The organism is Variovorax cryoconiti (genome assembly GCF_051216395.1).
Taxonomy (GTDB): Bacteria; Pseudomonadota; Gammaproteobacteria; order Burkholderiales; family Burkholderiaceae_C; genus Variovorax.
Genome location: NZ_JBPJZI010000011.1, coordinates 55,128 through 67,778 on the forward strand (window position 1 = coordinate 55,128; position 12,651 = coordinate 67,778).

Sequence of the window (12,651 nt, forward strand, 5' to 3'; positions counted from 1 at the left end):
GGGCGTTCTTCAGGTTCAGCGCGGCATCGCGCGGGCGATGATCGAATCGAGGTCGGCACCGGTGCCCAGCGTGCCGAAGGCATGGCCCCAGTCGCCGCCCAGGCGCGAGGCGCAGAAGGCGTCGACCACGGCGGGCGGGGCGGTCTGCGCCAGCAGGGCGGCCTGCACCGCCAGCGCCACGTCCTGCGCGAGGCGGCGCGCCTCGGGCTCGGTGGCCATCGCGTCGATGCGCGACGGCAGTGTGTCGGCCAGCCGGTCGAGCGCGGCATGCGCGCCGCGGGCGGGCGCCAGTTCATGAGCCAGCGCAGCGACCACGTCGCCCTTGCGCGTGGCGCGCAGCAGGTCGAGCGCCATGATGTTGCCGGCACCCTCCCAGATCGAGTTGAGCGGCATCTCGCGGTAGATGCGGGCCATCACGCCTTCGCCGCCCTCCTCCACGTAGCCGTTGCCGCCCAGGCACTCCATCGCCTCCTGGGCAAAATGGCTGCCGCGCTTGCAGATCCAGAACTTGGCGACCGGCGTGAGCAGGCGCGCCATGAGGCGCTCGTGCGCGTCGTCGGCGTGGTCGAAGGCGCGCGCCAGGCGCAGGGCGAGTGCGGTGGCGGCTTCGCTCTCGAGCGCCAAGTCGGCCAGCACGTTCTTCATCAGCGGTTGCGCGATGAGCGGCTTGCCGAAGGCGCTGCGCTGCGCCGTGTGGTTCAGCGCCAGGGCCAGCGCCTGGCGCATCAACCCGCTGGTGCCGAGCGCGCAGTCGAGCCGCGTCATCGTGCCCATCTCGAGGATCTGCGGGATGCCGCGGCCCTCTTCGCCGACCAGCCAGGCGCTGGCGGCATGGAACTCGACCTCGGAACTCGCGTTGGCCTGGTTGCCCAGCTTGTCCTTCAGGCGCTGGATGCGGATCGCGTTGCGTGTCCCATCGGGCAGCACGCGCGGCAGGAAGAAGCAGCTGAGCCCGGCCGGTGCCTGCGCCAGCACCAGGAAGGCATCGCACATCGGCGCCGAGAAGAACCATTTGTGGCCGGTCAGCCCATAGCGCTCGCCCCAGGCGTCGCTGCCGTTGCGCACCGCCTGCGTGGTGTTGGCGCGCACGTCGGAACCGCCCTGCTTCTCGGTCATGCCCATGCCCATCGTCACGCCGGCTTTGTCCTTGAATGACTTCAGCGCGGGGTCGTACGAGAGGCTGGTGAGCTTCGGCCCCCAGTCGACGAAGACCGCCGCATTGCCGCGCAGCGCGGGCGTGGCAGCGTAGGTCATCGAGATCGGGCACAGGGTGGACGGTTCGAGCTCGGTGAAGAGCATGAAGCCGGCAGCGCGCTGGACGTGCGGTGACGCGCCCGCGCCGGCCCAGGGTGTGCCGTGCAGCCCGGCGCCCACCGCCGCCTTCATGAGCACGTGATAGCTCGGATGGAACTCGACCTCATCGATGCGCCGCCCGAAGCGATCGTGGGTGTGCAGAACAGGCGCGTTCGTGTTCGCGAGCCGCGCATGCATTTGCATCTCGGGCGTACCGATGGCGGCGCCCAACGCGTCGAGGGGGCCCGGGTCGAGCTGCGGCGCGTTGAAGGCCAACGCGTCGCGCAGCGCCTGGTTCGTCTTGAAGAGGTTGTAGCCCGCGAGCGGCGCAGGCTGGTTGAAGACCTCGTGCGTCGCATCCATGGCGGGCCTCCGGTCGTCGTCGCTTAGACCAGCTTGACCAGTTGCTTGCCGAAGTTTTTGCCCTTGAGCAGGCCGAGGAAGGCCTCCGGTGCCGATTCGATGCCCTGGGCCATCGACTCGCGCGGGCGCAGCTTGCTGCTGGCGACCAGGCCACCCAGTTCCTTCAGCGCTTCGGGCCACACGTCCATGTGCTCGCTGACGATGAAGCCTTCAACCTTGAGACGGTTGATGAGGATCAGCGCCGGGTTGGCGAGCGGCAGCGGGGCGCCGTCGTAGCCGGCGATCATCCCGCACAGGGCGACCCGCGCGAAGGCGTTGGTGCGCAGCAGCACCGCGTCGAAGATGTAGCCGCCGACGTTTTCGAAGTAGCCGTCGATGCCCTTCGGGCAGGCTTCCTTGAGCGCCTGACTCATGGTCTTGATGTCCGGGTGCGCACGGTAGTCGATGCAGGCGTCGAAGCCCAGTTCTTCCGTCACGTAGCGGCACTTGTCCGGTCCGCCCGCGATGCCGACGACGCGGCAACCGCGCGCCTTGGCCAGGGCGCCAAAGGCGCTGCCGACCGCGCCGCTGGCGGCGGTGACCACCACCGTGTCGCCTTCCCTGGGCGCGATGATCTTCACCAGGCCGTACCAGGCGGTCACGCCCGGCATGCCGACGGCGCCGAGGTAGAGCGACAGCGGCACGTGCGTGGTGTCGACCTTGCGCAACGCGCCGACCTGGTTGCCGTCGACCACGCTGTATTCCTGCCAGCCGCCGAAGCCGACGACCTTATCGCCCACCGCGTACTTCGGATGTTTGCTCTCGACCACCTCGCCGACGGTGCCGCCCTGCATCGTTTCGCCGAGCGGCTGCGGTTGCGCGTAGCTCTTGGCGTCGTTCATGCGGCCGCGCATGTACGGGTCGAGGCTCAGGTAGTGGTGGCGCACCAGAACCTGGTTGTCCTGCAGCGGCGGGGTCTCGGTGGTCACCAGCTTGAAGTTGCTGGCGACCGCTTCGCAGTCGGGGCGGTTGTCGAGGTGTTGCTGTCGGTTGGTCGGCATGGGGTGTCTCCGGTTCAGTCTGTCGAAGGCGGACGTTGGGCGTTGGCGCTGGCCGGGCCGGTCGGCAGGCGGCGCGTCACGTACTTGAAGGTACCGGTCGAATGCGCGCAGGCCTGCTCCTTCTCGTCGTAGATCGTCGCCTCGACGAAGGCCATGGTGGCGGTGCGGTGCATCAGCCGGCCGCGGGCGTGCAGCGGCCCGACGGAAGGCCGCATGAAGCTGGTCTTCATCTCGATGGTGACGACGCCGGACTCGGGCGACACGCTGCGCGCCGCCGCCGCCATCGTGATGTCGAGCAGGGTCATGCAGGCGCCGCCGTGCGTCACGTCGAAGGTGTTCAGGTGCTCGGGCTTGGCGGTGTAGAGGATCTCCGACTCGCCGCCCTCGAACTTCGTCAGATTGAAGCCCAGCAAGCGGGCGAACGGGATCTGGCTCATGTACGAGCGAATGCCGATATCGCCCGCGCTTGCGGCAGTCGTGCTGGCCTCCGTCACGCCAGCACCACGCTCACGCCGCCGTCCACGGCCATCCACTGGCCGGTGATGTGCTTGCCGGCGTCGCTGGCGTAGAGCACGGTCAGGCCCTTCAGGTCTTCGTCGTCGCCCAGGCGGCCGAGCGGCACGGTGGCGGTCATCTTCTCTTCGCCGATGTTCTGGATCAGCTTGGTCGCCATCTTCGTCATGAAGAAGCCCGGGCAGATCGCATTGACGTTGATGTTGTACTTGCCCCATTCCGCGGCCAGCGTCTTGGTGAAGCCAATCACCGCGGTCTTCGACGTGTTGTAGGCCAGCGTCTGGATGTCCGGCGGGTTGCCGTTCAGCCCCGCGATGGAGGCGATGTTGATGATGCGCCCGGTCTTCTTCGGGATCATGTACTGGTTGGCCACCTGCTGCGACAGGATGAAGTAGCCACGCACGTTGAGGTTCATCACCTTGTCCCAGGCCTCGACCGGGTGCGACTCGGCCGGGGCGCCCCAGCTGGCGCCGGCGTTGTTCACCAGGATGTCGATGGCGCCCATGCGTTCGAGCGTCTGGTCGGCCAGGCGGCGGGTGTCTTCTTCCTTCGAGCAGTCGGCGGCGATCCAGCGCGCGTCGATGCCGGCGGCCTGCAGGTCGCCCGTGGCCTGCTCCAGGTCGTCGGCCTTGCGCGAACTCAGCATGATGCGGGCGCCGGCCTCGCCAAGCGCGTGGGCCATCTGCAGGCCCAGGCCGCGTGAGCCGCCGGTGACGAGCGCGGTCTTGCCCTTGAGGTCGAAAAGTTGCTGGACGGTACGTTGGCTCATGAACGCGGTTCCTCGGTCAGACGGCATAGTCGAAAACGCTGCGCGAAGCGCGCGCCGGCAGGGTGGCCACCACCTCCTGGTGACGCGGGTGGACGATGTACGCCTGCAGCGCGGCCGCGTCGTCGAACACCGAGTACAGCGCCACGTCGTGGTTGGCCTCCAGGCCATCGACGCGCACCGCCACTTCGAACTCGCGCATGCCGGGCACGATGCCCTTGCAGGTGTCGAGGATCTCCTTGAAGCGCGGCGCCTCGGCCGCGTCCGCGAGTTTCCACATCACGATGTGCTTGATCATTGCTTGTCGTCCTTGAGGCGCGAGCGCACATAGATCAACACCACGCCAACCGCCACCGCGATGGCGCCGGGCGTGGCGATGCTCCAGCCCAGCACGGCGTCGATGCGCGCCGTGGCGAAGCCCAGGGCAAAGGCGAACAGGCCGCCGTAGATCAGGATCCAGATCCATTTCTCCAGCCGTGCGTGCGGCTTGTTCGGTTCGGTGGAACGAAGTTTGGGCATGTAGCTTCCGCTGTGCATATCAGAATGCCTCCTCGGGCAGTTGGGCGCAAACCGGGTCGCGTGTCTCGACCACGTTGAGCCAGGCGCCGATTTTCGGCAGTTCGTAGTGAAAGAAATAGCTCGCGGCCGCAAGCCGTCCGACGGTGGCCGGCGTCGATGTTGCGGGGTCGCTCTGCAGGGAGCGATGCGCGACGTCGAGCCAGATCCACGCCAGCACGGTGTGGCCGAAAGCTTGCATATAGGGTACCGCGTTCGCGAGGGCCTCTTTCGGATCGCCGGTCGACCATGCCGCCTGCGTGGCCGCGCCCAGCCGCGCGAGCGCCTCGTCCAGCGCCTTCGCGTGCGCGGCGAGCGACGGCACGGCGGTCGCGCGGCGCGCCGTGTCGGTCATGCGCGCGGCCAGCAGCGTGAAGCCACGGCCGTCTTCCATCAGCACCTTGCGGCCCAGCAGGTCGGCCGCCTGGATACCGTGCGTGCCCTCGTGGATCATGTTCAGGCGGTTGTCGCGCCAGTACTGCTCCACCGGGAAATCGCGCGTGTAGCCGTAGCCGCCGTGCACCTGGATCGCCAGCGAGTTCGCCTCCAGGCACCACTCGCTGGGCCAGCTCTTGGCAACGGGCGTGAGCACCTCCAGCAACAGGCGCGCCTCATCGGCGGCTTGGGCGTCGGCCGTCTTCTGCTCGTCGACCAGTCGCGCGCAGTACAGCTGCAGCGCCAGCGAGCCTTCGCAGTACGACTTCTGCGCGAGCAGCATGCGGCGCACGTCGGCGTGTTCGATGATGCGCACCTGCGGCCGGGCGGCATCCTTGCCCGCCGGGCCTGCGGGTCGGCCCTGGGGCCGCTGCTTCGCGTACGCCAACGACGCCTCGTAGCCCGCCATGCCGAGCATCGTCGCCGCCATGCCGATGGCGATGCGCGCCTCGTTCATCATGTGGAACATGCAGTGCAGGCCCTTGCCGGGCTGCCCCACGAGGTAGCCGATGGCACCGGCTCGCCCGCCGACCGGGTACTTGCCTTCGCCGAAGTTGAGCAGCGTGTTGGTGGTTCCGCGCCAGCCCAGCTTGTGGTTGAGGCCCGCCAGCGCCACGTCGTTGCGCTCGCCGGTGAGCCGCCCCTGCACGTCGACCATGCGCTTGGGCACGATGAACAGCGAGATGCCGCGGGTGCCGGGCACCAGCCTGCCCTCGGCATCGGGGATCTTGGCGAGCACGATGTGCACGATGTTCTCGGTCAGCTCGTGGTCGCCTGATGAGATCCACATCTTGTTGCCCGTGAGGCGGTAGCGCGGGCCGAGCGGGTCGTCCTGGAAGTCGGCACCATCAGGAATTGCGCGCGTGGCCACGTCGCTCAGCGACGAGCCGGCCTGCGGCTCCGACAGGCACATGGTGCCGGCCCAGCGTCCCGAAAACTCGTTGAGCGCGAAGACCTCTTTCTGCAGGTCGGTGCCATGCACCATCAGCAAATTCGCGTTGCCGCTGGTGAGCATGTTCGAGCCGATGCTGACCGAGGCCTTGGCGAAGAACGCATTGGCCGCTGCCTGCACCGTGTAGGGCAGCTGCATGCCGCCGATGTCGTAGTCCTGCGCGGCCGCGAGCATGCCCGACTCGACGAAAGCCGCATGCGCGTCGTGCGTGGCCTGCGGCAGCACGACCTTCTCGCCGTCGAAGTGCGGCTCCTGCGTGTCGACCGTGCGGTTGTGCGGCGCGTACTTCTCGCGTGCGATGCGCTCGCAGGTGTCGAGCACCGCGTCGAAGGTTTCGCGCGAGTGGTCGGCGAAGCGCTCGCGCCCGTTCAGCGCGGCCACGTCGAGCCAGTCGTACAAAAGGAAGTCCAGGGTCGGACGCAGGCTCATCGCAGCGCGATCAGAGGACTTCGAAGACGCCCGCAGCCCCCATGCCGCCGCCGATGCACATCGTGACCAACACCTTCTTCGCGCCGCGGCGCTTGCCTTCGATGAGCGCATGGCCAGTGAGGCGCTGACCACTCACGCCGTAGGGGTGGCCCACGGCGATGGCGCCGCCGTCGACGTTCAGCCGGTCGCCGGGAATGCCCAGCTTGTCGCGGCAGTAGATCACCTGCACGGCGAAGGCTTCGTTCAGCTCCCACAGGTCGATGTCGTTGACCGTCAGGCCCAGCTTCTTGAGCACCTTCGGGATCGCGAAGACCGGGCCGATGCCCATCTCGTCGGGCTCGCAGCCTGCCACCGCGAAGCCGAGAAAACGGCCCAGGGGCTTCAGGCCCTTGCGCTCGGCGTAGCGCTCGTCGACCAGCACGCAGGCGCCGCCGCCGTCGGAGAACTGGCTCGCGTTGCCGGCCGAGATCAGCCCGCCGGGCATGGCCGGACGGATGCCGCTGATGCCTTCCTTGGTGGTGCCGGCGCGAATGCCCTCGTCGTTCTCGACGGTGACTTCCTTGGTACGCAGGCCCATCACCGGGTCGGCCACGCCGGCCAGCACGGTGATCGGCGCGATCTCCTCCTTGAAGCGACCGGCTTCGAGCGCGGCCGTGGCCCGCTGCTGGCTGGCAGCGCCGTACTCGTCCATCGCGTCGCGGCCGATGTGGTAGCGCTTGGCCACCTGCTCGGCGGTCTGCAGCATGTTCCAGTAGATCTCGGGCTTGTGCTTGACCAGCCACGGGTCGTGAATCATGTGGCGGTTGGCCTCGTTCTGCACGCACGAGATGCTCTCGACGCCGCCGGCGACATACACGTCGCCCTCGCCCGCGATGATGCGTTGGGCGGCGGTCGCGATGGTCTGCAGGCCCGACGAGCAGAAGCGGTTGATGGTCATCCCCGAGGTGGTGACGGGCAGGCCGGCGCGCAGCGCGATCTGGCGCGCGATGTTCGACCCGGTCGCGCCTTCCGGCGTGGCGCAGCCCATGATCACGTCGTCGACCTCGGCGCCGTCGATGCCGGCACGCTGCACGGCGTGCTGCACCGCGTGGCCGCCGAGGGTGGCGCCGTGGGTCATGTTGAAAGCGCCCTTCCAGCTCTTGGCGAGCGGGGTGCGGGCGGTGGAGACGATGACGGCAGAAGTCATTGGTTTGTCCTTGATGTGTTGTGGGCGTTCAGCTCAGCTGAACTGCTTGCCTTCGGCCACCAGCTTCTGGATCAGCGGCGCGGGCTCCCAGAACTTGCCGTCGTCGCGCGGGTTCTTGGCGAAGCGCTTCATGGCTTCAGCCACGTTGTACAGGCCGACCTGCCCCGCGTAGTGCATCGGGCCGCCGCGCCAGATCGGAAAGCCGTAGCCCGTGAGGTAGACCATGTCGATGTCGCCGGACTTGCTGGCGATGCCGTCTTCCAGGATGCGCGCGCCTTCGTTCACCAGCGCATAGACCAGCCGTTGCACGATCTCCTCGTCGCTGATCTTGCGCGGCACGATGCCTTCGTCCTTGCGGTGCTGCTCGATCAGGTCGAGCACCACCTGGCTCGGGATCGCGTCGCGTTTGCCGGCCTGGTAGTCGTACCAGCCGGCGCCGGTCTTCTGGCCGAAGCGGCCCAGCTCGCAGAGCTTGTCGGCCGTCTTGCTGTACTTCATGTCGACACGCTCGGTCGCGCGGCGTTTGCGGATCGCCCAGCCGATGTCGTTGCCCGCCAGGTCGCCCATGCGGAACGGACCCATCGCGAAGCCGAACTTCTCGACCGCCTTGTCGACCTGCTGTGGCGTCGCGCCTTCGTCCAGCAGGAAGCCGGCCTGGCGGCTGTACTGCTCGATCATGCGGTTGCCGATGAAGCCGTCGCACACGCCCGAGACCACCGCCGTCTTCTTGATCTTCTTGGCCACGCCCATCACGGTGGCGAGCACGTCCTTGCCGGTCTTGGCGCCGCGCACCACTTCCAACAGCTTCATCACGTTGGCCGGGCTGAAGAAGTGCATGCCGACCACGTCCTGCGGGCGCTTCGTGAAGGCGGCGATCTTGTCGACGTCGAGCGTCGAGGTATTCGACGCCAGGATGGCGCCGGGCTTGGCCACTTCGTCGAGCTGCTTGAAGACCTGCTCCTTCACGCCCAGTTCCTCGAACACCGCCTCGATGATCAGGTCGGCATCCTTCAGGTCGGCGTAGCTCAGCGTGGTCGTGAGCAGGGCCATGCGCTGCTCGTAGGTGGCCTGCTTGAGCTTGCCCTTCTTGACCTGCGCTTCGTAGTTCTTCTTGATCGTGGCGATGCCGCGGTCGAGCGCCTCCTGCTTCATCTCCAGAATCTTCACCGGGATGCCGGCATTCAGGAAGTTCATCGAGATGCCGCCGCCCATGGTGCCGGCGCCGATCACGGCCACCGACTGGATGTCGCGCTTGGGCGTGTCGTCGGCCACGTCGGGGATCTTGCTGGCGGCACGCTCGGCCATGAAGAGGTGGCGCAGCGCGATCGACTCGGGCGTGAACATCAGCATGGTGAAAAGCCGTCGCTCTTCGGCCAGTCCGTCGTCGAACTTCAGCTTGGTCGCGGCCTCGACCGCATCCACGCACTTCAAAGGCGCCGGGTAGTTCTTCGACATGCCGCCGACCATGTTGCGCGCGAACTGGAAGTAGGCGTCGCCCTGCGGGTGCTGGCACGGCAGCTTTCGCACCAGCGGCAGCGCGTCGCCCCGCTTGCCGGTGACCGACTTGGCGTAGATCAGGGCTTCATCGAACAGCGATTCGGCCGAGGCCGCCAGGTGATCGAACAGCTTCTGGCCAGGCAGCGCGGCGAGCACCTCGCTTTTCACCGCTTCGCCGCTGACGATCATGTTCAGGGCGGTTTCCACGCCGAGCAACCGTGGCAGGCGCTGCGTGCCACCGGCACCGGGCAAGAGACCCAGCTTGACCTCCGGCAATGCAATGCTGGTGCCGGGCGCGGCCACGCGGTAATGGCACCCCATCGCCAATTCCAGGCCGCCGCCCATGCACACCGAATGGATCGCCGCGACGATCGGCTTGGCCGACGCCTCGAGCGCGAGGATCACGCTGAGCAGATTCGGATCCTGGATCGCCTTGGGCGTGCCGAACTCCTTGATGTCCGCGCCGCCCGAGAAGGCCTTGCCCGCGCCGGTGATGATGATCGCCTGGACCGCGTCGTCGGCGTTCGCCTTGGCCAGGCCGTCGGTGATGCCCACCCGCGTCGCATAGCCGAGGCCATTGACCGGCGGGTTGGCCAGCGTGATCACGGCGACCTCGCCGAGCACCTTGTATTCAGCCGTCATGCTGCGTTCCTTCGAGTAAGAAGTTGGGAAGAGGAAGAGCGGCGGAGCACGACACGCGCGGCACATGCGGTGCCCGTGTCCTGTCTCCGAAAAGAACGAGTGTTCTTTTTTTCTTTGGGAATTTTAGGCATTTCCGGCGACCGGACAACGTCGCCCAGTCGCTGGAGGGACAAAGGAAATCCGGGGTTTTCAGACCTCCAGCCATTCCTTACGCGTGGCCGCGTCGGCGCGCAGGCTGTCGGGCGTGCCGTCGAAGACGATGCTGCCGTGGCCCATGACCAGCGCGCGGTCGGAAATCGCCATTGCGATGGTGAGCTTCTGCTCGATCAGCAGCACGGAAATGCCCCGGTCCTTGAGCCGCTTGAGGTATTGGCCCACCAGTTCGACGATCTTCGGCGCGAGCCCTTCGGTCGGCTCGTCGATGATGATCAGATCGGGGTCGCCCATCAGCGTGCGGCACAGCGTCAGCATCTGCTGCTCGCCGCCCGACAGCACGCCGGCCTCGTTGTGCTGGCGCTCCTTGAGCCGCGGGAACATCGTGTACATGTCGTCGAAGGACCAGCGACTGTTCTTCGTTGCCGCCTTGCCCTTCTGGCCGAGCAGCAGGTTCTGGTGCACCGTGAGCTTCGGGAAGATCTCGCGGTTCTCGGGCACGTAGCCGATGCCCAGATGCGCGATCTCGTAGGCCTTGCGGCGCAGGATGTCCTGCCCCTTCCAGTGCAACGCGCCCTCGGCATGCACCAGCCCCATGATGGCCTTGGCGGTGGTCGAGCGGCCCGAGCCGTTGCGCCCGAGCAGCGCGACGATCTCGCCGGCGCCGACCTCGAAGGACACGCCGTGCAACACATGGCTTTTGCCGTAGTAGGCATGCAGGTCTTGGAGCTTGAGCATCTCAGTGGCCTCCTTGCGCGTCGGCGACCGCGGAACCCAGATACGCTTCCTGCACCCGTGGATTGGCGCGCACCGCTGCCGGCGTGTCGAAGGCGATCACCTCGCCATAGACCACCACCGCGATCCGGTCGGCCAGGCCAAACACCACGCCCATGTCGTGCTCCACCGTCAGCAGCGTGCGACCCACCGTCACCTCCTTGATGAGCGCGATGAAGTGCGCGGTCTCGGTCTTGCTCATGCCGGCGGTCGGCTCGTCGAGCAGGATGACGTTGGCACCGCCGGCGATGGTCACGCCGATCTCCAGCGCACGCTGCTCGGCGTAGGTGAGGTTCACGGCCAGCACGTCGCGCTTGCGTTCCAGCCCGACCTGGCGGATGAGCTGTTCGGTGCGCTCGTTGGCGTCGTCCAGCTTCGACAGGAAGCGCAGGAAGGTGTAGCGGTAGCCCAGGCTCCACAGCACGCCGCAGCGCAGGTTCTCGAACACGCTGAGCTTGGGGAAGATGTTGGTGATCTGGAAGCTGCGCGACAGGCCGAGCCGATTGATCTCGTACGGCCGCAGGCCATTGACCAATTGGCCGTTGAGCCGCACCTCGCCGCTGGTCGGCGCCAGACGCCCGCTGATGAGGTTGAACAACGTCGACTTGCCCGCCCCGTTCGGCCCGATGATGGCGATGCGCTCGCCCGCGTTCACCGCCAGATTGGCGCCACGGATGATCTCGGTCTTGCCGAAGTTCTTGCGCAGGTCTTTCAATTCGAGTGCGAAGGTCATGCGACGACCTCCCGGCGCTTGATCTCGCGCTCGATCTCTTCCTGCGCCTGGCCCCACGCGCGCACGAAGCGGCGGCGCACGATCTCGAGCGAGCCACCGCCCACCACCATCAGCCCGATGGCGATCGCCCAGCTTGTCGGGTTGGACGTGTCGAGCGTCAGCCCGAAGAATTGCAGCGTCGGCCCGAGCGCGGCGTTGAGCTGCATGTGATAGATCATCTCGACGATGGCCGCCGCGCCCGCGACCATGACCGCACCCGTGGCCAGCAGTCCCGCGTACAGCGACCAGAAGGGCTTGAACCTGCCGAACTTGGCAACCCGCAGGTTCATCATCACCAGACTGGCCACGCCGCCCGGCGCGAACATCACCATGAAGAGGAAGACCAGGCCGAGGTACAGCAGCCAGGCCTTGCTCAGTTCGGACAGCAGGATCGACGCAAACACCAGCAGCACCGCGCCGATGATCGGGCCGAAGAAGAAGGTCGCGCCGCCCAGGAAGGTGAAGAGCAGGTAGCCGCCCGAGCGGATGCCGTTGAGGCTGTCGGCCGCATTCACGATCTCGAAGTTGATCGACGCCAACCCCCCGCCGACGCCAGCGAAGAAGCCCGCGATGATGAAGGCGAAGTAGCGCACCCGCTGCGTGTTGTAGCCGATGAATTCCACGCGCTCGGGGTTGTCGCGCACCGCGTTCAGGATGCGGCCGAGCGGCGTGCCGGTGAAGGCATACATCAGCCCGGTGCAGACGAAGCAGTACACGGCGATGAGGTAGTACACCTGGACCTGCGACCCGAAGTTGAGCCCCAGGAAGGGCGTGCCGTACACGCGGTTGGTCGTGATGCCGCCTTCGCCACCGAAGAAGGTCGGGAACATCAGCGCCATCGAGGCCACCAGCTCGCCGATGCCCAGCGTGATCATCGCGAAGGTGGTGCCCGCCTTCTTGGTCGTGACGTAGCCAAAGAGGATGGCGAAGAACATGCCCCCCAGCCCGCCGACCAGCGGGATCAGCACCAGCGGCACCGGCAGGCTGCCCTTGGCAGCGAGGTTCATCGTGTGGATGGCGATGAAGGAGCCCAGGCCGGTGTAGACCGCATGCCCGAAGCTCAGCATGCCGCCCTGCCCCAGCAGCATGTTGTAGCTCAGGCAGATGATGATGAGGTAGCCGATCTGCGAGAGCATGGTCAGCGCCAGGCTGCTGCGAAACAGCATCGGTGCCACGACGAGCGCGATGGCGAACAGCGACCAGATCAGCCAGCGGCCGATGTTCCAGGGCTTGAAGCGGTAGTAGCGCGCAGGCGCCGAAGCGGGTGCAGAAACGTTCATG

The 12,651-nt window shown here is 66.9% G+C and carries 12 protein-coding genes; all 12 read right to left on the reverse strand.

The annotated features are described in order from the left end of the window. Positions 1–15 precede the first annotated feature (15 nt). The 12 genes from ACSFA2_RS22035 to ACSFA2_RS22090 all read right to left on the reverse strand — a co-directional run bounded on the left by ACSFA2_RS22035 (position 16) and on the right by ACSFA2_RS22090 (position 12,650). Positions 16–1,656 (reverse strand): isovaleryl-CoA dehydrogenase, encoded by a 1,641-nt coding sequence (locus ACSFA2_RS22035; protein ID WP_435457461.1) that lies wholly within the window; start codon positions 1,654–1,656, stop codon positions 16–18. Between the two features lie 23 nt (positions 1,657–1,679). Beyond that, complete coding sequence (locus tag ACSFA2_RS22040; RefSeq protein WP_435457462.1) at positions 1,680–2,696, reverse strand: NADP-dependent oxidoreductase; 1,017 nt, start codon at positions 2,694–2,696, stop codon at positions 1,680–1,682. Positions 2,697–2,710: 14 nt separating this feature from the next. Beyond that, positions 2,711–3,133: a PaaI family thioesterase gene (locus tag ACSFA2_RS22045; protein WP_435457463.1), complete on the reverse strand. Its 423-nt coding sequence runs from the start codon at positions 3,131–3,133 to the stop codon at positions 2,711–2,713. Between the two features lie 53 nt (positions 3,134–3,186). Further along, positions 3,187–3,978, reverse strand: coding sequence for an SDR family oxidoreductase (locus ACSFA2_RS22050; protein WP_286646352.1), 792 nt, complete (start codon positions 3,976–3,978; stop codon positions 3,187–3,189). Positions 3,979–3,994: 16 nt separating this feature from the next. Next, positions 3,995–4,273, reverse strand: a complete 279-nt coding sequence (locus tag ACSFA2_RS22055) for a Dabb family protein (RefSeq protein WP_435457464.1) — start codon at positions 4,271–4,273, stop codon at positions 3,995–3,997. Beyond that, positions 4,270–4,494, reverse strand: coding sequence for a hypothetical protein (locus ACSFA2_RS22060; RefSeq protein ID WP_435457465.1), 225 nt, complete (start codon positions 4,492–4,494; stop codon positions 4,270–4,272). The genes ACSFA2_RS22055 and ACSFA2_RS22060 overlap by 4 nt, the downstream gene beginning before the upstream one ends. A 19-nt stretch (positions 4,495–4,513) precedes the next feature. After that, complete coding sequence (locus tag ACSFA2_RS22065) at positions 4,514–6,346, reverse strand: acyl-CoA dehydrogenase (protein WP_435457466.1); 1,833 nt, start codon at positions 6,344–6,346, stop codon at positions 4,514–4,516. Positions 6,347–6,356: 10 nt separating this feature from the next. Next, positions 6,357–7,532: an acetyl-CoA C-acyltransferase gene (locus ACSFA2_RS22070; RefSeq protein WP_435457467.1), complete on the reverse strand. Its 1,176-nt coding sequence runs from the start codon at positions 7,530–7,532 to the stop codon at positions 6,357–6,359. A 33-nt stretch (positions 7,533–7,565) separates the two neighbouring features. Then, on the reverse strand, positions 7,566–9,671 hold the full coding sequence (locus tag ACSFA2_RS22075; protein ID WP_435457468.1) for a 3-hydroxyacyl-CoA dehydrogenase NAD-binding domain-containing protein: 2,106 nt from the start codon (positions 9,669–9,671) through the stop codon (positions 7,566–7,568). Between the two features lie 189 nt (positions 9,672–9,860). Continuing rightward, complete coding sequence (locus ACSFA2_RS22080) at positions 9,861–10,562, reverse strand: ABC transporter ATP-binding protein (RefSeq protein ID WP_435457469.1); 702 nt, start codon at positions 10,560–10,562, stop codon at positions 9,861–9,863. A gap of 1 nt (position 10,563) precedes the next feature. Beyond that, positions 10,564–11,331 carry an ABC transporter ATP-binding protein gene (locus tag ACSFA2_RS22085; RefSeq protein WP_435457470.1) on the reverse strand — a complete coding sequence of 256 codons (768 nt, stop codon included), beginning with the start codon at positions 11,329–11,331 and terminating at the stop codon, positions 10,564–10,566. Continuing rightward, positions 11,328–12,650, reverse strand: coding sequence for a branched-chain amino acid ABC transporter permease (locus ACSFA2_RS22090; RefSeq protein ID WP_435457471.1), 1,323 nt, complete (start codon positions 12,648–12,650; stop codon positions 11,328–11,330). Before ACSFA2_RS22090 ends, ACSFA2_RS22085 begins: the two co-directional genes overlap by 4 nt. Between the last annotated feature and the right edge of the window lies 1 nt (position 12,651).

Bases quoted from the DNA above. Each gene is read 5' to 3' on its own strand.
- ACSFA2_RS22035 (WP_435457461.1), bottom strand. From the start codon at position 1,656: ATGGATGCGACGCACGAGGTCTTCAACCAGCCTGCGCCGCTCGCGGGC.
- ACSFA2_RS22040 (WP_435457462.1), bottom strand. From the start codon at position 2,696: ATGCCGACCAACCGACAGCAACACCTCGACAACCGCCCCGACTGCGAA.
- ACSFA2_RS22045 (WP_435457463.1), bottom strand. From the start codon at position 3,133: ATGAGCCAGATCCCGTTCGCCCGCTTGCTGGGCTTCAATCTGACGAAG.
- ACSFA2_RS22050 (WP_286646352.1), bottom strand. From the start codon at position 3,978: ATGAGCCAACGTACCGTCCAGCAACTTTTCGACCTCAAGGGCAAGACC.
- ACSFA2_RS22055 (WP_435457464.1), bottom strand. From the start codon at position 4,273: ATGATCAAGCACATCGTGATGTGGAAACTCGCGGACGCGGCCGAGGCG.
- ACSFA2_RS22060 (WP_435457465.1), bottom strand. From the start codon at position 4,494: ATGCCCAAACTTCGTTCCACCGAACCGAACAAGCCGCACGCACGGCTG.
- ACSFA2_RS22065 (WP_435457466.1), bottom strand. From the start codon at position 6,346: ATGAGCCTGCGTCCGACCCTGGACTTCCTTTTGTACGACTGGCTCGAC.
- ACSFA2_RS22070 (WP_435457467.1), bottom strand. From the start codon at position 7,532: ATGACTTCTGCCGTCATCGTCTCCACCGCCCGCACCCCGCTCGCCAAG.
- ACSFA2_RS22075 (WP_435457468.1), bottom strand. From the start codon at position 9,671: ATGACGGCTGAATACAAGGTGCTCGGCGAGGTCGCCGTGATCACGCTG.
- ACSFA2_RS22080 (WP_435457469.1), bottom strand. From the start codon at position 10,562: ATGCTCAAGCTCCAAGACCTGCATGCCTACTACGGCAAAAGCCATGTG.
- ACSFA2_RS22085 (WP_435457470.1), bottom strand. From the start codon at position 11,331: ATGACCTTCGCACTCGAATTGAAAGACCTGCGCAAGAACTTCGGCAAG.
- ACSFA2_RS22090 (WP_435457471.1), bottom strand. From the start codon at position 12,650: ATGAACGTTTCTGCACCCGCTTCGGCGCCTGCGCGCTACTACCGCTTC.